Origin of the sequence: Bacillus sp. Marseille-P3661, assembly GCF_900240995.1 — a bacterium.
Taxonomy (GTDB): Bacteria; Bacillota; Bacilli; order Bacillales; family Bacillaceae_J; genus OESV01.
This window is the reverse complement of sequence record NZ_LT965957.1, coordinates 73528-92303: the sequence shown is the minus strand read 5'-3', so window position 1 is coordinate 92303 and position 18776 is coordinate 73528. Positions and strand designations below refer to the sequence as shown.

The window sequence follows — 18776 nt, the reverse complement described above, 5'->3', positions numbered from 1 at the left end:
TTAGAAGGGAGGAGCATCATGAGTAAATATGCAATTGGCATAGATTATGGTACACAGTCTGGTAGAGCTGTGTTAGTAGATATTTCAAATGGAGAAGAAATTGCTACACATGTAACTCCTTATCCACACGGAGTGATCGATGAGAAACTTCCTAATACTGGGGAAGAACTTGGGATGGATTGGGCGCTGCAACATCCCGAAGATTATCTGGAGGTATTGCGACAATCTGTTCCAAACGTGATCCAACAATCTGGTGTAAACCTTAATGATATTATCGGAATTGGGATTGATTTTACAGCATGTACAATGTTACCGGTTGATAAGAATCTTACGCCACTTTGTTTAACTGAGAAGTGGGCAAAAAATCCTCATAGTTGGGTGAAAAAGTGGAAACATCATGCAGCCCAAGAACATGCAAATCGATTTAATGAAATCGCGGCCAATGAACCTTTTTTAAAAAGGTATGGCGGCAAACTATCGTCAGAGTGGATGATACCAAAGGTTTGGCAAATTTTAGACGAAGCACCTGATCTTTACGAAGCAACAGATTTGTTCCTAGAAGCAACAGATTGGGTTATTGCAAAAATGACAGGTCATGTACTTCGAAACAGTTGTACAGCGGGATATAAAGCCACTTGGCATAAAAAAGAAGGGTACCCCTCTAAAGCTTTTTTCAATGCTTTGGATCCAAGGATGGAAAATATTATCGAAACAAAGTTGCGCGGTGACGTGGTTTTGCTTGGTACCAAAGCAGGTGAATTGACGCTAGAAATGGCAGAGATGCTAGGGCTTAAACCTGGAATAGCGGTTGCAGTTGGGAATGTTGACGCGCACGCAGCTGTTCCTGCTGCGGGTGTTGTAACACCTGGGAAAATGGTTATGGCGATGGGAACTTCTATTTGTCATATGCTGCTAGGAGAAAAAGAAGAATATGTTGAGGGCATTTGTGGTGTTGTCGAAGACGGAATTATTCCTGGATATTATGGGTATGAAGCTGGCCAATCAGCGGTTGGGGACATTTTTGGATGGTTCGTTGATGAAGCGGTGCCTTCGTATGTGAATGACGTGGCCAAGATAAAAGGTCTAAGTGTGCATGAATGGCTTGAAGAAAAAGCATCTGCTTATTGTCCTGGAGAAACTGGATTATTAGCTTTAGACTGGTGGAATGGAAATCGTTCTGTACTCGTTGATACAAACCTAACCGGTATGATTTTGGGCCTTACATTGTTAACTAAACCTGAGGAAATTTACCGTGCATTGCTGGAAGCTACGGCTTTCGGTACACGCAAAATAATTGATGCATTTGAGGAAAATGGAATAGGTGTTAATGAGCTCTATGCATGCGGTGGATTACCACAGCGAAATAAATTGTTAATGCAAATTTATGCAGATATTACAAACCGTGAGATAAAAATTGCCAAATCGACACAGACACCTGCATTAGGTGCGGCTATGTTTGGTGCGGTTGCAGCTGGTGCCGCAAATGGTGGATACGATACTATTTTAGAAGCTGCTGAGAAAATGGCGCATATTAAAGAAGAAATATACCGTCCAATTCCAGAAAATGTTGAGGTCTATAATCAAATCTATGTCGAATATAGTAAGCTACATGATTATTTTGGACGTGGGGAAAATGATGTTATGAAACGCATGAAAGCTATTAAAGAAGAACGCAAAATGAAGATCTTAATAGCTAACTAAATTCTATATTTTTAAGATTAAGACAGCCATTAGTTAGTAGGAGTTGTTCTGAATGCTACAAGAATTAAAACAATCTGTGCTGGAAGCAAATCTAAAGCTTCCTAAATATAATTTAGTAACCTTTACGTGGGGAAATGTAAGTGGCATAGATCGTGACCAAGGTTTGGTGGTCATTAAGCCAAGTGGTGTGCCGTACGAAGAATTGCAAGTAAGCGATCTGGTTGTACTAGATTTGTATGGAAATAAAGTAGAAGGAGATTTAAACCCTTCTTCTGATACAGCAACACATCTTGCTTTATATCGGGCTTTTCCTTCAATCGGTGGGATCGTTCATACACATTCGACGTGGGCTACCATATGGTCACAAGCGGGTTTGCCCATTCCAGCTTTGGGCACGACACATGCTGATTATTTTTATGGTGAAATCCCATGTACAAGGGAAATGACTACAGAAGAAATTGAAGGTAACTATGAATTAGAAACTGGAAATGTAATTATCGAGACATTGAGAGATGTTGAAGTATTGCATATGCCAGGTGTTTTAGTAAATAATCATGCCCCATTTTGTTGGGGTAAAGATGCTAACAATGCTGTTCATAATGCAGTAGTTTTGGAAGAGGTAGCTAAAATGGCATACCATACAAAGAAGTTAAATTCGGATAAGCCTTCCATTTCGAATACAATCCTTGACAAACATTTTCTTAGGAAACATGGTGTTAAGGCATACTACGGGCAAGCAGCTAAATAAACAATGAATTAATACAAAAAGCGTTCCTATACAACTAGTAGGAACGCTTTTAGTATTAATGGAAAATAATAGGAGATAATTAATAAGATAAGACATAAAAAAGCATGTGGGGATCGTTTATGAATCAAACTCCAGAAAAAATTACTTTGCTGCAGCTTGGAATTATCATATTGTTATTTTCTATAGGCACATCTATTCTTTTGATACCCTCCGGATTAGCTACCATAGCAAAACAAGATGCTTGGCTTGCTTGTTTAGTGAGCATTGGCATGGGACTTCTACTTATATTCTTTTATCAAAAACTGGCCAAGATGTTTCCTAATAAGACGTTTGTTGAATATTGCATCATAATATTAGGAAAATGGGTGGGCATATTTGTAGCGCTAATGTTTGTTCTTTTTTCCTTTGTTGGAGCAGCAACAGCATTGTTTTATCAAGGTGATTTTGTTGTGACCCATGTACTTCCTGGAACACCGATAGAAATGGCTAATTTATTGTTTGTACTTCCGGTTATCATGGCAGTTCGTATAGGTATTGAAACCATTGGACGATCAGCAGAAATCTTAGTTCCTTGGGTAATGCTATTATTTGCGCTATTGGTTATAGCGATATTGCCACAGATTGAAATGACAAATATACAACCCATATATGAAACAGGTGTGAAACCAATTATCCATGGTGCTTTATCATTTGCCAGTATTGGTTATTTACCTTGTATTGTTTTTAGCATGATCTTACCAAGTGTAAATTTAATCACAAGTATCAAAAAGCCATTTTATGTATCTTTCTTTATTTCAGGAATATTTATGGCTATTATTACATTTTTATGTATAACAGTTTTAGGAGCAGAATATACAGCGCGTGGTATGTACCCTAGTTATGATTTAGCAAAAAAGATTAATATCGGAAATTTTATACAGAGAATAGAAGCGTTAATTGCTGCAATATGGTTTATAACGACCTATTTTAAGGTACTCATATACTTTTATGCTTTTGTTTTAGGGACTGCGCAAATTTTTGGAATGAAAAATTATCGCCCCATTGTTTTTCCGTCAGCAATCCTGTTAGTTGCGCTTTCCTATGATATATATCCGGATACAGTATACGCTTCGGAATGGAATTCAACAATTTGGGTTCCGTTTACTTTAACGTTTGGTTTGTTTCTACCGATTGCTTTATTAGTAGTTGCAAAAATACGGGAGAAAGTAAAGACATAGCGTTTCTAACACGATTAGTAATGCCTTTATTGATAAAAATATATAAAATTCTATTTACTGTTCTTTTATATGGAACATTTTATTTAAATTTATTGCAGTTGAGTCTATGATTAATAGAAGGCAACTGCTAGTTTGTTAACTGCCTATATCGGGTACGATGAAAGAATTAGGAGGGATAACGCGATATGACAGAGATTTTCTATGAGGATAAACTTGTTGCGGCTGTATTATTTACCTTAGCACTATGTGTTTCGCAATTAGCCGTATTTGTGATTAAAAAATATCGAGGAAATAAAATTGAGGGACTTCATATTCTTTATCATGAAACGTTAGCTTATACAGATAACAAGCGGTCCAAACGGATTACTTATTTTGTTATCGTCCCAATAATGATTTATGTAATCTATGATTTATTAGCACGATTTCTCGGTAATACCCACATTTTATACAATCTTTTTGTCTATATTGTAAGTGGAGGCTTTGGACTGTTGGTAGCCTTAACTGTTGCGTCCTTGCTAGCGGCTTTTTTACTCTATAAAAATGGACATACTCTTTTAAAATATCAAGCAAATATGTATCTTACTCTTTTAGTAATTGGCTTTATTTTTGGCGGGCTTTATTATTTAACTGTTGAGGCATTTTATCGCAATAGTTTCGTGATTATTCTTTTAATTAGTATGATTAATTTATCCATTACTAGGAAAATTAAACGGAAGTTAGTAAGTGAGCGAGTGATTTGAGTATCCCTATAGTTGTTACCCTTGGTGCGTCTAGTGTTTGTCGTGCCAAAGGTATTTTTTATGCAAGCGAGGATCTATACATTGATCATCAAGAGAGGTTTATTAATAAGTTTTAGAGAGTTTGTACTAATTACATATTACTATAGGAGTTAATTCCTAAAGAACTAATGATTTATGAGAATAGAAGGGGATTATAATTTTTTCCATTTTCCTGCAAAATAAAAATACAGTAATTCAAGCAATTGAAAAATATGAACACGCAGAGTGTTAGAAAAAATAGACAACCAGTGTCATAACATAGATTTATTACAGAGAGACAATAATAAATTGCGGGAAAGTAGGTAGATGGTATGAATCTGAAAGACAATTTTTCGTTCGAATTAAAAGAACTGTTACATTCTTCAATTAACTCGATGAAATTAGAAAAAGGTGCGTTCTTATTTCAAGAAGGTATGCCTGTTACAGAGATGTATATTGTTAAATCTGGTCTCATCCGGATTAGTAAAATTTCTGCTGATGGAAAAGAATTAACAATCAGTATTTGCTCTGCAGGTGATATCGTTAACGAACTAACCCTTTATACAAACGAGACTAATCACTTATTAAATGCGAGAGTGATTGAATCTGCAGAGGTCACGATCGTTAAGAAAGAATTTTTAGAAGAGCAATTAAAGCATAACAATGTAGTGGCATTTGAATATATGAAATGGATGAGTAATCACCTTCGGAAAACACAAACGAAATTCCGCGACTTAGTGCTATATGGAAAAAAAGGTGCTCTTTTTTCAACGATTATCCGAATGACTAATAAGTACGGGGTAACAAAAGACAATGGTGATATTGCAATTAATCTACCATTAACCGATCAAGAACTAGCTCTTTTTTGCGGAACATCACGTGAAACCGTAAACCGGCTGTTAAGCGATCTTCGCGATGATGGAATTCTCTCCAAAAATCACGATAAAATTATCGTTCATGATCTTAATTACATGAGGGAAGAGATTTCTTGTGAAAACTGTTCGGTTGAGGTTTGTAGTTTATAAAGGTCTTCTTATTATTTAAAAAAATTTGTATCGAGTCTATAACTCTATTTAAACATATAATATTTTATGTTACATTATATATACACTATATGAGAGGAAGAGTAACATAACTATGGAACAATTTAATAATGTATGTATCATTAAGAAGGCTAATACATATTTTGAAGGAAAAGTAACAAGTCGTGTGGTTTTATTTGAAGATGGAACTAAAAAGACATTAGGTATTATGTTACCAGGAGAATATGAATTTGGAACAGATTTAAAAGAGGAAATGGAAATCATAGATGGTCATTTAGAGTATAAATTACAGGGTGAAGAAAACTGGAATGTTATTAATGGAGCGGGCGTTTTCTATGTACCTGCTAATTCAAAATTTCAATTGAAGATTCATTCAGTTGTTGACTATTGTTGTTCATATATTAAGGAAGATTGATGTTTAAAAAAAGCACCTATTCAAGTGCAAGTGCACTTGAATAGGTGCTTTTTATTTTTTGGGTTTTAGATTCATAAATTTTTTTGTTAAAAAAGGGTAAAAAATGGAGTTTATGCGAAAACTTAAAGGGCAGTTACGTTAAGGTTGGACATAAACAATAGTGTAAAAGGTGGTGCATCATGACAGCAAATGACGTAGGGTTTAGTTTATTATTGTTAGGACTATTATTAGTAATCGGTAAATGGGTGCGCGTTAAAACACCATTATTACAGGACTTATTTTTACCTAGCTCTTTAATCGCCGGTCTATTGGCTTTATTTATTGGACCTGAAATTTTGGGGAAACTGACAGGGATCGATCTATTCCCAACTGCCACATTAGACACTTGGAGAACTCTACCCAGTCTTATGATTAATATTGTTTTTGCTTCATTATTTATAGGAGAAAAGATACCTAATTTAAAGACAATTTGGAAACTGGCCGGACCGCAGGTGGTGACAGGATATATGATTTCCTTTGGGCAATATGTTGTCGGCTTGTTACTGACCATCTTGGTTCTCACTCCTTTTTTTGGGGTTAATCCTTTAGCAGGTGCTTTAATTGAAGTAGCTTTTGTAGGCGGACATGGAACAGCATCCGGTCTTAGAGATACGTTTGAAGAAGTTGGCTTTGCTGAGGGTGCGGATTTAGCAATTGGCTTGGCCACAGTTGGGGTAATTAGTGGAGTTGTGATTGGCATTGCACTTATCAACTGGGGAATCAGGAAAAATAAGCTAGTTAATAATATTAAAATTGCGGACAGAGACGAACTAGAGAAAAAAGGGCTCAATGAATTAGAAAATCGGGAATCAGCCGGAGTTTTAAGTACAAGAGCAGAATCGATTGAACCGCTTTCGTTACATTTAGGTTATATTGCAATTGCTGTTCTAATAGGTTACGGCATATTGCAAGTTTTGATTATGATCGAAGAGGTCCTATGGGGAGCTGCTACAGGTGTATATCTATTACGATATGTACCGCTCTTTCCTATGGCGATGATTGGTGGAATAATTGTGGAACTCGCGTTAGACAAATTTGACCGCTATAATACGTTGGATAGGGGACTCATCAATCGAATTCAAGGGTTTGCCTTGGATATTTTGATTGTGAGTGCGTTAGCAACGTTATCACTAACTGTTATTGGGGATAATTTCATGCCATTTCTAATTCTTTCTTTAGGAGGCATAGCGTGGACGATGTTTGCATTTTTATATTTGTCTCCAAGGATGCTTCCAAACTATTGGTTTGAACGCGGAATTGGCGACTTTGGTCAATCAACCGGGGTAACAGCAACTGGTTTGCTATTGATGCGTGTTACAGATCCCGAAAATAAAACGCCAGCCTTAGAAAGTTTTGGTTATAAACAAATATTATTTGAACCATTTGCAGGCGGTGGACTTTTTACAGCTGCTTCGATTCCGCTGATTTACCAGTTCGGTCCGATAACGATTTTAATTTTTACAACGATCATCGTAATAGGCACGATTGTATTTGGAATTTTAGTTTATGGCCGAAAAAATAAGCAAACATCGATGTAAAGAGGATAACAATACATCATCAATCCCTCCTAACATGACCTTAGGGGGGAGTTTACTTTTTTGGTTGTAAGATAACATGGTCTGATTTGATTTCACCTAGTATTTTTTTGTATAATCAATATTTATAACTGTATATGTGCGTATATACATAGTTTTCTATAATTCTAGAAGAGGTGATATCATGCTTGTTTTTATGACAATAATATTATTGGTCTTTGTCTTCGATTTTGCAAAATTAAGGAAACAAAATGATAGGCTAATAGATCAAAATGACAAGATTATTTCGTTATTGGAGGATATAAAAGAGGGGAAGAAGGGATAAGCCTGAACTCACTGCTTATACAAATGAAGGAGCAAGAGAACAGGCGTAATGAAGATAAGTCTATTATTTTTGTATATCTAGTACATGCTGATTTGTAACTCGGTTTCTGCTAACTTTACCGTGAAGAACATAATAAACAATGAGTCCTAACAATACAAAGATAGAACTGTAAAAATACAAAGCACTATAACCTATGCTTGCTCCGACAAATCCCACTAGTAACGAACCAATTCCAATTCCAGTATCTAACGTAAATAAAAAGGTAGCTGTTGCAACACTCCTTCTTTCAGGCGGCGCCATTTGGATGGCAATCGTTTGCGAACTAGGAAAAATAGTGCCCCAGCCAATTCCAATAAACGCTGCTGATAAGAGAAATAAAAAGGCGGTGTTTGCTTGACTTAAAAATAGCATTCCAAGAGCTAAGCATACAATCGATGGATACATAATTACATTTGCCCCAAATTTATCAAACCATCTCCCTGTAAATGGTCTCGAAAGAATAAGAACAATTGCATAAACAATAAAGAAATAGCTTGCTACATCTGACAATTGGATATCATCGGCATAAACGGAAACGAACGAAACGATCGATGCGTAAACTATTGAAAAGAATAAGCCAACAAATGAAATAGGAAGTGCAGCAACTTCAAATATCACTTTCAGATCAATACCTTTTTTCTTTGGAACCTCAGTGGCATTTCCCATATTTTCTTTAGTAGGTAAGGAAATCATTAACCCTGTTATCGTCCCGATCACAACACTTGCTGCACTTATCGTAAACATCGTTGTGATTCCCCAGTTATACATCGCTGTCAAACCTAAAAAAGGACCAATAGCCATCGAGATATTAATCATTAATCCATAATACCCCATGCCTTCACCTTTTCTATTCTCAGGAACAATGTTTGCAACGATTGTACCAGTTGCAGTAGTGATCATTCCAAATCCGATACCATGGAAAACACGTAAAATAAGCAAACTGATCATAGAAGTAGCAAAAAAGTAAAGCAATGTCGATCCCAAATAAATGATAAGGGCACTTATAAACACTTTCTTGATCCCAAGTGATTCAATCCATTGTCCTGTAAAAGGGCGTATTACAATGGCAGCAATAAAAAACACCGTAACAATTAACCCTGCTTGTGACTTAGGCCCTTGAAGATCTTGGATGAGATAAATAGGAAGTGTAACAAGTAAAAAATAATAGTTAAAAATCATAAAAAAGTTGGTTGCGCAGACACAGAGAAAATCTCTTGTCCATAATCTGTCTGTCATAAATACCCCCTGTAACTTGCAAAATCTTACTATTTTTATTTATAGTTTAGGATTATTTTTCAAAATTGTCAAAATTATCAAATGTGATATGAGGAAGTGAACGTAGCTATCTTTCCACAACTATCATCTCATAAATAAAACACTCATTCTTATAAATGGTACTTACTATTAGAGGGTAAATTAAATGGAAATGAATTTTATCTATCTTAATTAATAATAGTTCCTATTATTATTTCAAATTGTCAATATCAGAAAATTCTATTAATATTAAGACACCAAGAACTTCATAAATAAAAGGTAATTTAAAGAAGTGAAGAGGAGAGGATGTGGTTTTTCAATACTTCAAAGGGAAATGAACTCTCAGTTTCACTAGTATGATCCAATAACTAAAGATATTTTGAAATACTTATTAAGCTAAGAAATTACTTTATTAGTAAAAGGAGTGACCATAAAGTGGAAAATGTATTTAAAACAGCAACAAAAGTTGTGCAAAGAAATGTCGATCAAAATGTTCAAGAAGTGGAAACAGAAATATGTGTGGTTGGAGCAGGGATTGCTGGAGTTTCAGCAGCGATTGAAGCTGCGCGCCTTGGTAGGTCAGTAACGCTTATAGATGGATTACCAACATTAGGCGGTCAGGCAGTAAACTCCATTATTGGAATTTTCTGCGGTTTATTCTCGAACAATAAGGAACCTTATCAATTTACGCGTGGGTTTGCGGATGATATTTTGGATGAATTAGGCGCAAAAGGTGCTTTGAATTATCGGTATGGCGTTAACAATGTTGTAATGTATGATGAAATTGCACTTTCAAGATGTATTGAAAACGCTGTCAGAGAATCAGGCGTTAAAGTGATCCTAGGAGCTATTTTAAGAGATGTACATAAAGAAGACCGACGAATTTCATCGATTGAACTTGCCACTCGCTTTGGTGATGTAAGAGTAAAAGCAAATTCTTTCATTGATGCGACTGGCGATGCGGCAGTTGCATGGCAAGCAGGACTACCTTGTCAGGAAACTGCAGAAGGAAGTGTTTATGGAACACAGATGCTTGTTCTTGAAAATGTTGATTTAGACCATATTCCAGATCGCTATGAAGTAGCAGACCGTTTGAAGGAAAAAGCAGGCGAGTATGGATTGATTCGTGAGGATGGGTTTGCTTTTGCTTTTCCAGGTAGAGGAGTAGCATTAGTTAACATGACACATGTTGAAACGCCATTAGAACCCATTGCAAATTCTAAAAATGCTCTAGATGGTAAAGCACAAGCAGATAAAGTATTTGAATATTTAAAAACGGAGTATCCAGACTGCTTTAAAAATGCAACGATACGTAGCTATGGCCAATTAGGTATTCGCCAAACAAGATGGATTGTTGGTAAGCACCATTTAACAATTGATGAAGTTCGCAACGGTACAAAATTTGAAGATGCTATTGCCCGCACTGCTTGGCCGCTTGAACTTCATGATCGCAAGGAAGGCTATGTATGGGAGCCGTATGGTGAAGATCATGTTCATTATGTACCGCTTGGCAGTTTAACGCCACCGGATGTTAATAATTTATTAGCAGTTGGAAGATGTATTGATGGAGATTTAGCTGCATTATCAAGTGTTCGTGTTATGGGACCTTGCATCGCAATGGGAATGGCTGCGGCACATGCCTTAGATCTTGCAGGAACAGGCAGTGTTCATGATATAAATATTGAAACACTCCAAGAAAGATTACAAGATAATTTAACGGGAAAAGATACAAGTAGAAACGGGAAAAATGTAAAAGTTGGCAATTAAGTCTAATTGACTATTAATTTATGTGTTCAAAAATGATAGAGTTCTAAACTAGTATCTCTAGATTTTTGAACACATTTTAAAAATGGAGGGATATGAATTGATACTTACTGATGAAGAAAAAGCAATGCTTGATGGAAAGGAAGGTCGAGCAGTCCAAAAAGCAATGGATTTACTTGTTCGTTATGGTGAAGCTTTAGGAGCAGAAAAGCTCGTGGATACAAATAACGTATGTGGGGCGTTAACCTCAACGAATCCTTTTATGAGAGATTACGCAATGAAGCTTGGTCAGGATGCGGTTTTTTCCCAGTTTACCTTAGATAGCGATGAAATTGTCCCGATACCAAAGGTGAAAGCAAATTCCTATCAATTGATTCAATCGGTAGATCCGACAAATGGTAAAACTCTAGGTGCATCACAAGCGCTGCTAGAAGCCAATGCTGAATATGAGGAATATGTCTCAGGTTTAGGTGTTAATCTTTTAAGTACCTGTACACCCTATCAAGTGGGGAATGTGCCAGTAAAAGGTGAAATTTGTGCGTGGATGGAATCCTCAGCTGTTATTTATATAAACTCTGTTTTAGGTGCTAGAACAAATGTTGAAGGCCGTGAAAGTACGGGGGCAGCAATGTTAACGGGAAAAATTCCGTATTGGGGCTTTCATATTGATGAAAATCGATTGGGTACGGATTTGATCGAAGTAGAATTAGATGTTGAAACTATGATGGATTGGGGACTGCTAGGCTACGCCATTGGGGATATGGTAGGCGAAAGGGTCCCGGTTATTGATCGTATTATGAAGGTACCAGACCGAAATATGCTGAAACATTTTGGGGCTGCTGCTGCAAGCTCTGGCGGTGTTGAAATGTACCATATTCCTAGTATTACGGCTGAGGCGCGTACTGTTCAAGAAGCGTTTGGGAAAAATACACCAAAATTAAAGCTTACATATGGTAAAGAAGAGCGCAGAAAAGCTTATGAGAGATTAAATGCATCAGCGAAAAGTACGGAAGTAGACTTTATCATGTTCGGATGCCCGCATGCTTCGATTGATCAAGTATGGAATATTGCTAGATTACTAGATGGTAAAAAGATTAATAGTAATACAGATCTTTGGGTGTTTACACCTCGTGCATTAAGAGAAGTTGCTGATCGTAACGGTTATACGAGAATCATTGAGGCTGCCGGTGGTAAAGTAATTAGTGATACATGTCCAGCCATTGGTCAAATGATGCCTGAAGGAACAAAGGTTGTAGCCACAGATTCTGCTAAACAAGCGCATTACCTGCCAGCTATAATGGGTGTCGAAACATGGTTCGGTTCACTTGAAGATTGTATCGATGCTGCAATTACTGGAAAGTGGAGAGGTGAACTATAATGGAACATGTGGAAACGAAAAAAATAGTAATTCATGGCAGAAAAGTTGTCGGCGGATGTACGGAAGGAGAAGCACTTGTAACGAAGGATACGATTTCCGGCTGGGGCGGTGTCCATCCGAAATCAGGGACTATTGTTGAAGTGAATCATGAGCTCCAAGGACAAAGCTTTAAGGACAAAGTACTAGTTTTTCCAGGTGCAAAAGGTTCGTCAGGATGGTCAATCTGTTTCCATACTTCGAGAATTGCAGGTGCAGCTCCAAAAGCGATGTTATTTAATGTCATGACTACTAAAGCTGCATTAGGGGCAGTTGTAACTCGAGTACCATCTCTTACTGATTTTGACCAAGACCCACTCGATATTATTGAAACGGGTGATTGGGTAAAAGTAGATGCAGATAACGGAGTAGTGGAAATAACAAAAAAGATAAAGCAGTAAAAACGTGGAAGTGTGAAAAAAACTATTGAAAGGTAACTGAAAATTAATAGATTTCAGGTATTTTTTCCATTATGAGGAGGTTAATATGAATAAATTAAAGAAACTTAGTTTAATTGGTCTATTGTCACTTGTTTTTCTAGTAATGGCTGCTTGCGGATCAGATGAAGCGACAAGTAATGAAGGAACTTCAGAGGGAGAAGGAGCTAGTGGAAAGGTTTACGAATGGGATATGGCAAGTATTTATAGTGAACCCACTTCTAGTGATACTTTCGGTTATAGCTTAGGTCTTGGTCAACAAAAGTTTGTTGAGCTTGTTAAGGAAAAAACAAATGGCCAAGTTATTATTAAAGCACACTATAACGGGGTTTTAGGAGATGCGCTAGAGTTATTCCAGAAGGTAAGAAGAGGTGATTTAGACGTCTTTTATGGACAGCCGATGTCTAGTGTAGATGAAAGATTTGGTGCGTGGAGTATTCCTTATTTATTTAGTGATTATGAGCAAGTTGAAAAAATCGCAAGCGATCCAAATGGAGCAATCTTCAAGTTATCCGAGCAATGGATTGCAGAACATGATTTGAAACTTTTAGCAGTAGGACCAAGTGCGTTTCGTGGGTTTGCAAATAGTAAACATCCTGTTGTAACACCAGAAGATTTAAACGACCTTAAAGTAAGAACATATCAAGATCCGATCGTTTCTATTTTCTGGGAAGGTGTAAGTAATGCTGCTCCACTACCATTTAGTGAAGTGTACACAGCTTTAGAAACGAATACAATCGATGGTTTAGAGTTTCAAGCCACGTCTTTAATTCAAAGAAAAATGGATGAGGTAACAAAATATTATACAGATATTGATTGGCAATGGACATCAGGTGCAAATGTCATTGTACCGAAGAAACTTTGGGATGAACTACCAGCAGACTTACAAAAGGCAGTTCAAGAAGCGGCAGTAGAGGCTATGAAATATCAAGGTGAGTTACAAAAAGAAGATGATAAGTCAGCTCTAGACAAGTTAGAAGAAAATGGCGTTGAAGTCCATCGCCTTACACCAGAAGAACGTCAAAAGTGGTCTGACTATGCACGTAGCTTAGACAGTAAGTTCAGTGAGGCAATTGGCGAAGAGGTATATAACGCTGTTATTGAAGCGGTTGAGTCTTCAAAATAGATAAATGAAAAATAGAAAGTGAGAAGTGGATGCTTCTCACTTCATTTTACTATATGAGCCTAATAAATATTGTTAGACTTAAAGCGCTGTATATGGATGGAGGTTGAGTATGAGAAATTTCTTTATTAATTTAGATAAAGGAATTAGCAATATCGTAAATTGGACCGTAGGTATGCTAATGATCGTTCTAACTATTATCGTTTTTGTACAAGTACTGCTACGTTATGTCTTTAATTCTTCAATCGGTGGACTGAGTGAATTACCCGTTTTTATTATGATATTTTCTGTGTGGTTATCTGCTGCGATGATTAGCAGACAAGATGATCAAATTAAATTAGATTTAATAGACATGATCATAAAAAATGAAAAAGCTCAAACCATACTTCGTTTATTTATTAGAATCATTTCAATCATTGTCATTGGTATTTTTACTTATTTATGTTTAGATTATGTCATTTTCGGCATCCAAACAGGGGATACAACAGCAGGGTTAAAGTTTCCTTTATGGTGGTTATCTGCGGTCATGCTCATAAGCAGTATTTTGATGACCATTTATTTTATTAAAAATTTCTGTTCTGAAGTAAAGGAGATGAAAAAATGGAATTAGTTCTCATTTCAGTAGGTATTGTTTTAGCATTTATGTTCTTAGGAATGCCTATTGCCCTTTGCTTCCTTTCTGGTTCATTGTTTTATATGATTGTTGGCGGAGAAAGTATGGGATCTGTCGCACCTGAAGCTTTTTTTGCTCTTGATAAATACGCACTATTAGCCATTCCATTATTTATGATTGCAGGTACCTTAATGGAAGTCAGTGGAATTGCTGAAAAACTGATTGACTTTGCTAATGCATTATTAAAAAAGGTAAAGGGCGGTATGGGTGCCATTATACCTGTGAGCTCAATGTTTTTTGGTGCTTTAAGTGGATCTGGAACAGCTACAGTAGCAGCGCTTAGTACAATTTTAGTGCCAAAATTAGAGAGACTAGGTTGGGATAAAAGATATACTGCAGCGCTTTTAGGTGCATCGGGTCCATTGGGATATATGATACCACCAAATATGAACGCAATCCTATTCGGTGTAATTGCCAATGCATCAGTAGCAGCCCTATTTTTAGCAACAGTAATTCCAGGTATTATTTGGGGTGTTTTGTATATTATCATTAACCGACTTACCTATAAAAAATGGTATAAACCTAATAAACAAATTATCGCTGAAGACGTAGCGCCAACAACAAATGTTACTTATTTCCAAGGCGTAAGTTCTACCTTTGTAGCAGCGATTCCAGCGTTTATCATGCCTGCGATTATTTTCGGTGGCATTTATGGAGGCGTTTTCACTCCAACAGAAGCTGGTGCAGTGGCATGCGCTTACGCCCTTATAGCTGGTGTTTTTATATTTAAAGGAATTAAACGAGGTAATTTTTTATCGGCATTTACACATACAGGCGGAACACTTGGATCGATCATGATCATTCTGCCGATGGTTGTTATTTTCACAAATATTCTCGTTATTAATGGAGTTCCGCAAATGATTGCCGAAGGCTTAAATAGTGTTTCTAGCAACAAGTATGTAGTGCTTTTATTAATTGATATTCTTCTAGTTGTTGCCGGTTTTTTCCTTGATGCAGGTGTATTGATCTTTGTAGTTGCACCATTGTTAATACCTACTGCCGAAGCGCTGGGAATAAACATCATTCAGCTTGGAGTTATTATTTTTGTCGCAATCGGGGTAGGTACGGTTACCCCACCAATGGCAATGAATCTATTTATTACATCTAAGGTTAGCGGTGTGTCTTTAAAAGATATGATGAAACCATTATTGCCGTTTTTAGTATTCGCGGCCATTCCTGTACTATTATTAGTAACGTTTGTTCCTGAATTATCGCTATGGTTACCGAGAGTGATTATGGATATAAAATTGTAAGCAAAATAGTTTTCTAGATAAGAGGTGCATGGCTTTCTATGTATTATGATCCAGAACATAATGATCACGGCTTACCCTGGACCCCATTTAAATCTTGCGTTGTGCCAAGGCCAATTGGATGGATATCAACTATCAGCAAAGATGGCGTTCCGAATCTAGCACCCTATAGTCAATTTCAAAATCTTAGTTTTGATCCTGCTTATGTAATGATCTCTATTAATCAAGCAGAAGGGGGGATTCGGAAGGATACGACAAACAACATTGAGCAAACAGGTGAGTTTGTTTATAATATGGCCACTTACGATTTGAGAGGAGCTGTAAATCTTACATCAGGCACTTACCCGCCTGATGTGGATGAGTTTGAGGTTGCTAACTTAACAAAAGCACCATCTCTTCGAGTAAAACCTTATCGTGTAGCAGAGTCACCAATTCAGTTTGAGTGTGTCTACAACCAGACTGTGAGAATTCCTGGCAATGGTATTGGAGCAATCGATTTAATTGTTGGGAAAGTAGTCATGATTCATATTGCGGATAATGTAATTGGCCCTGACGGCAAACTTGATATTGTAAAAATCCGTCCGTTGGCTAGAGTAGGTTATTATGATTACACGAGTATAGAATCGGTGTTTGAAATGAGACCACCATTAAGCAATATGGGTTCAGGATTAGAGGGAAAACCGGGTTCGAAAACTAAAAAGTAAAGTGTGAAGCTACTACTAAATATATAGGGTGAAAACTAGTCCATGTTAATGCACACATGGACTAGTTTCATCATACAATCTACCAATCTTAAATTAATTTTTGTGCTTCATTTAACGTAAAATCACGGAACATACTTGTTGTTATTGGAAGTCTATTATGTTTGGTCAAGGCAAGACCAACTTGTCTTTCTAATGATTGTTCAAGTGATACTATTTTAGTCTTGCTATTACTTATATTTTTAGCAACACTATAGCCCATCAACGTAATCCCAAGGCCTTCTTCAACAAATGTTTTAATCATTTCATAATTTCCACAATTAATCATGGCTGGCTTATAGCCAAGACTCATACATTCATTTATTAATATTTTTGTAAATGCCGAAGTTGAGTTATTTATTAAAAATGTTTCTTCCGACAAATCTGCAAAATCCACTTTATTATATTGTGCTAACCGATGATTTGCTGAAGTTAATAAAACGACTTGTTCACTTACGATCGGAAAAAACTGAATATCGAACTCGATTGGATAAGGTGTACTAATAAATGCCGCATTGATGTCTTTTTTTCTTAATCCTTCTAATAATTTATTCGTACTTCCACTATGTATTTCGACTTCAAACCCAGGATAGCTTTTGGCAAAATTGGCAATTAGCTTATTTAAGCCTAAATAAGACATTAATGGAATCGTACCAATCGTTATTTTGCCTTTATTAAAATTGGTGAATTTCTGCATGGTTTCCTTTGAATAGTGGACTTCAGATAGTATTCTTTTAGCATGAATCAAGAAATCCTTTCCTGCTGCGGATAAATTAACTGTACGTGAATTACGGATGAATAGTTTAACTCCAAGTTCTTCTTCCAGCTTTTTAACCTGTTGTGAAAGGGTAGACTGTGATACACATATTTCTTGTGAGGCAGCCGAAAAGCTTCGATACTTTTCTATTGCTAAAAAATATTCTAGTTGGTGAATTTCCATTTGGTACCTCCTTATGGAAATAATATTGTGAAGTCTAAAAGATTAAAAGAGAATTTTTTATATAGTATCACAAAAAAACAAATTGAACAAATATTCCGAAAATAGATACTCGAGAGTTTAGTTTAGCGTAAGGGAGGTACTGCATTCAAGTTCAATGCGAGTTAATCAATTGTGTAATTAACTCACATTTTTTTCATCCATTTGTAATTTAATTTGTTTTTTTAATTGAGTAATAAACTCTTTTGCAGCGGGGCCCAATACTTGTCCTTTGTTTCGAATCCAACCAAAGTAAATGTCTTCTAATTGATTAAAATTAATAAGATCTAGTAAAACAATGTCCCCGTTTATAACATGGGGGTCAAATTTAATCGTATGATTTGTCCCGATTCCTATACCAAGACAATCAATTGTTGCTTTCTTTATAACATCATTGCTGTCAGTCGTAAACAAAATATTCGCAGGCCCATATTGCGCTGAGATATTATCAACAACTTGTTTAACATGTTTACTTTTAAATAGCACCAGCGAATAACTTAGTAATTCCTCTGGTTTAACAGTCTTTCGTTTAGCTAAAGGATGATCTTTGCCTACAAAAATTTTAGTAGTTCCCGTTATTAATTTTTCAAAATTAAATTGATCATTTTCTTTTAAGAATTTTTCAGTTGTGGTAAGAAGGCCAATGTCTATTTTATTTTGTTTGATGTCTTCTAATACTTCCCCAGATCCTTTTTCAATAATTTCTATGTTTACATGTGGATGGTCCTTTTTAAAGGCAAACAATGTATTAAACATGAGCATCATCATATTTGGAATGATAGATACTTTCAAATCACCTGTAAGCTTAGCTTTTTGAGTTTTTGTTTCCTCTTCTAATTCCTGAACCTTAAGTAATACTTCATATGCTTTTTGGATAACCTTTTCACCTTCCTCAGTAGGGTATGTACCGAGGCGAGAACGATTAAAAATTTTAACCCCTAACTCAGACTCTAATTTTGTAATGGACTGGCTAATGGCAGATTGTGAGACATGTAGATTCTCAGATGCAATAGATACAGAATTTGTTTTTGCTACTTCAACAATATATTCAAATTGCTCGATATTCATGTTCAAGCTCCTTTTACAAAATATAAGAACTAGGGAAATAGTTGTTATAAATGGAAACGTTTACTTATAGTATAAATTTAAATTAAGAAAAGTAAAAGCTATATATTACTTTTACTTAAGTAAACATTAAAAATAGTAATTTTACACTATATACATGGTTGATATAAGATAAAGACAGATAATAATTTAAACATTCTAAAAATTATGAACAAAACGCTAACCAATGAACTAAATCACTAATATATGAAAGGATAGAG

At 36.1% G+C, this 18776-nt stretch carries 17 protein-coding genes; 14 read left to right on the top strand and 3 right to left on the bottom strand.

Going from position 1 to position 18776, the window contains the following annotated elements; translation table 11 throughout:
- Window positions 1–15 precede the first annotated feature (15 nt).
- The 7 genes from C1724_RS21510 (at window position 16) to C1724_RS21480 (ending at window position 7459) form a co-directional block, all read left to right on the top strand.
- Window positions 16–1701, top strand: coding sequence for a ribulokinase (locus C1724_RS21510; protein ID WP_102349018.1), 1686 nt, complete (start codon window positions 16–18; stop codon window positions 1699–1701).
- Window positions 1702–1753: 52 nt separating this feature from the next.
- Complete coding sequence (gene araD / locus C1724_RS21505) at window positions 1754–2449, top strand: L-ribulose-5-phosphate 4-epimerase (RefSeq protein WP_102348844.1); 696 nt, start codon at window positions 1754–1756, stop codon at window positions 2447–2449.
- A gap of 119 nt (window positions 2450–2568) precedes the next feature.
- The gene (locus tag C1724_RS21500; RefSeq protein ID WP_180994403.1) at window positions 2569–3666 is read left to right on the top strand and encodes a GerAB/ArcD/ProY family transporter; all 1098 of its coding nucleotides are present in this window, start codon (window positions 2569–2571) and stop codon (window positions 3664–3666) included.
- 185 nt (window positions 3667–3851) lie between these two features.
- Window positions 3852–4406, top strand: a complete 555-nt coding sequence (locus C1724_RS21495) for a hypothetical protein (RefSeq protein WP_102348842.1) — start codon at window positions 3852–3854, stop codon at window positions 4404–4406.
- Between the two features lie 350 nt (window positions 4407–4756).
- Entirely contained in the window at window positions 4757–5449 is a 693-nt protein-coding gene (locus C1724_RS21490; protein ID WP_102348841.1) for a Crp/Fnr family transcriptional regulator, read from the top strand.
- Between the two features lie 112 nt (window positions 5450–5561).
- The gene (ppnP, locus tag C1724_RS21485; protein WP_102348840.1) at window positions 5562–5882 is read left to right on the top strand and encodes a pyrimidine/purine nucleoside phosphorylase; all 321 of its coding nucleotides are present in this window, start codon (window positions 5562–5564) and stop codon (window positions 5880–5882) included.
- A 179-nt stretch (window positions 5883–6061) separates the two neighbouring features.
- Window positions 6062–7459, top strand: coding sequence for a sodium/glutamate symporter (locus C1724_RS21480; protein ID WP_102348839.1), 1398 nt, complete (start codon window positions 6062–6064; stop codon window positions 7457–7459).
- Between the two features lie 385 nt (window positions 7460–7844).
- On the opposite strand, the gene C1724_RS21475 is transcribed toward C1724_RS21480, so the two are convergent.
- A complete protein-coding gene (locus tag C1724_RS21475) occupies window positions 7845–9056 on the bottom strand; it encodes an MFS transporter (RefSeq protein ID WP_102348838.1) in 1212 nt (403 codons plus the stop codon).
- 453 nt (window positions 9057–9509) lie between these two features.
- Here C1724_RS21475 and C1724_RS21470 point away from each other — a divergent pair, with 453 nt between their 5' ends.
- The 7 genes from C1724_RS21470 to C1724_RS21440 all read left to right on the top strand — a co-directional run bounded on the left by C1724_RS21470 (window position 9510) and on the right by C1724_RS21440 (window position 16439).
- Entirely contained in the window at window positions 9510–10841 is a 1332-nt protein-coding gene (locus C1724_RS21470) for an FAD-dependent oxidoreductase (protein ID WP_102348837.1), read from the top strand.
- Window positions 10842–10938: 97 nt separating this feature from the next.
- Entirely contained in the window at window positions 10939–12216 is a 1278-nt protein-coding gene (locus tag C1724_RS21465) for an aconitase X (RefSeq protein WP_102348836.1), read from the top strand.
- Entirely contained in the window at window positions 12216–12653 is a 438-nt protein-coding gene (locus tag C1724_RS21460) for an aconitase X swivel domain-containing protein (RefSeq protein WP_102348835.1), read from the top strand. Before C1724_RS21465 ends, C1724_RS21460 begins: the two co-directional genes overlap by 1 nt.
- 85 nt (window positions 12654–12738) lie before the next feature.
- Window positions 12739–13815, top strand: coding sequence for a TRAP transporter substrate-binding protein (locus C1724_RS21455; protein WP_102348834.1), 1077 nt, complete (start codon window positions 12739–12741; stop codon window positions 13813–13815).
- A 109-nt stretch (window positions 13816–13924) separates the two neighbouring features.
- Window positions 13925–14422, top strand: coding sequence for a TRAP transporter small permease (locus C1724_RS21450; protein WP_102348833.1), 498 nt, complete (start codon window positions 13925–13927; stop codon window positions 14420–14422).
- A complete protein-coding gene (locus tag C1724_RS21445) occupies window positions 14413–15738 on the top strand; it encodes a TRAP transporter large permease (protein WP_102348832.1) in 1326 nt (441 codons plus the stop codon). The genes C1724_RS21450 and C1724_RS21445 overlap by 10 nt, the downstream gene beginning before the upstream one ends.
- Before the next feature lie 38 nt (window positions 15739–15776).
- Window positions 15777–16439: a flavin reductase family protein gene (locus tag C1724_RS21440; RefSeq protein WP_102348831.1), complete on the top strand. Its 663-nt coding sequence runs from the start codon at window positions 15777–15779 to the stop codon at window positions 16437–16439.
- A gap of 88 nt (window positions 16440–16527) precedes the next feature.
- Here C1724_RS21440 and C1724_RS21435 read toward each other — a convergent pair whose 3' ends face one another.
- Complete coding sequence (locus tag C1724_RS21435; protein ID WP_102348830.1) at window positions 16528–17415, bottom strand: LysR family transcriptional regulator; 888 nt, start codon at window positions 17413–17415, stop codon at window positions 16528–16530.
- Between the two features lie 177 nt (window positions 17416–17592).
- Window positions 17593–18519 carry a LysR family transcriptional regulator gene (locus C1724_RS21430; protein ID WP_102348829.1) on the bottom strand — a complete coding sequence of 309 codons (927 nt, stop codon included), beginning with the start codon at window positions 18517–18519 and terminating at the stop codon, window positions 17593–17595.
- Window positions 18520–18776: the final 257 nt, after the last annotated feature.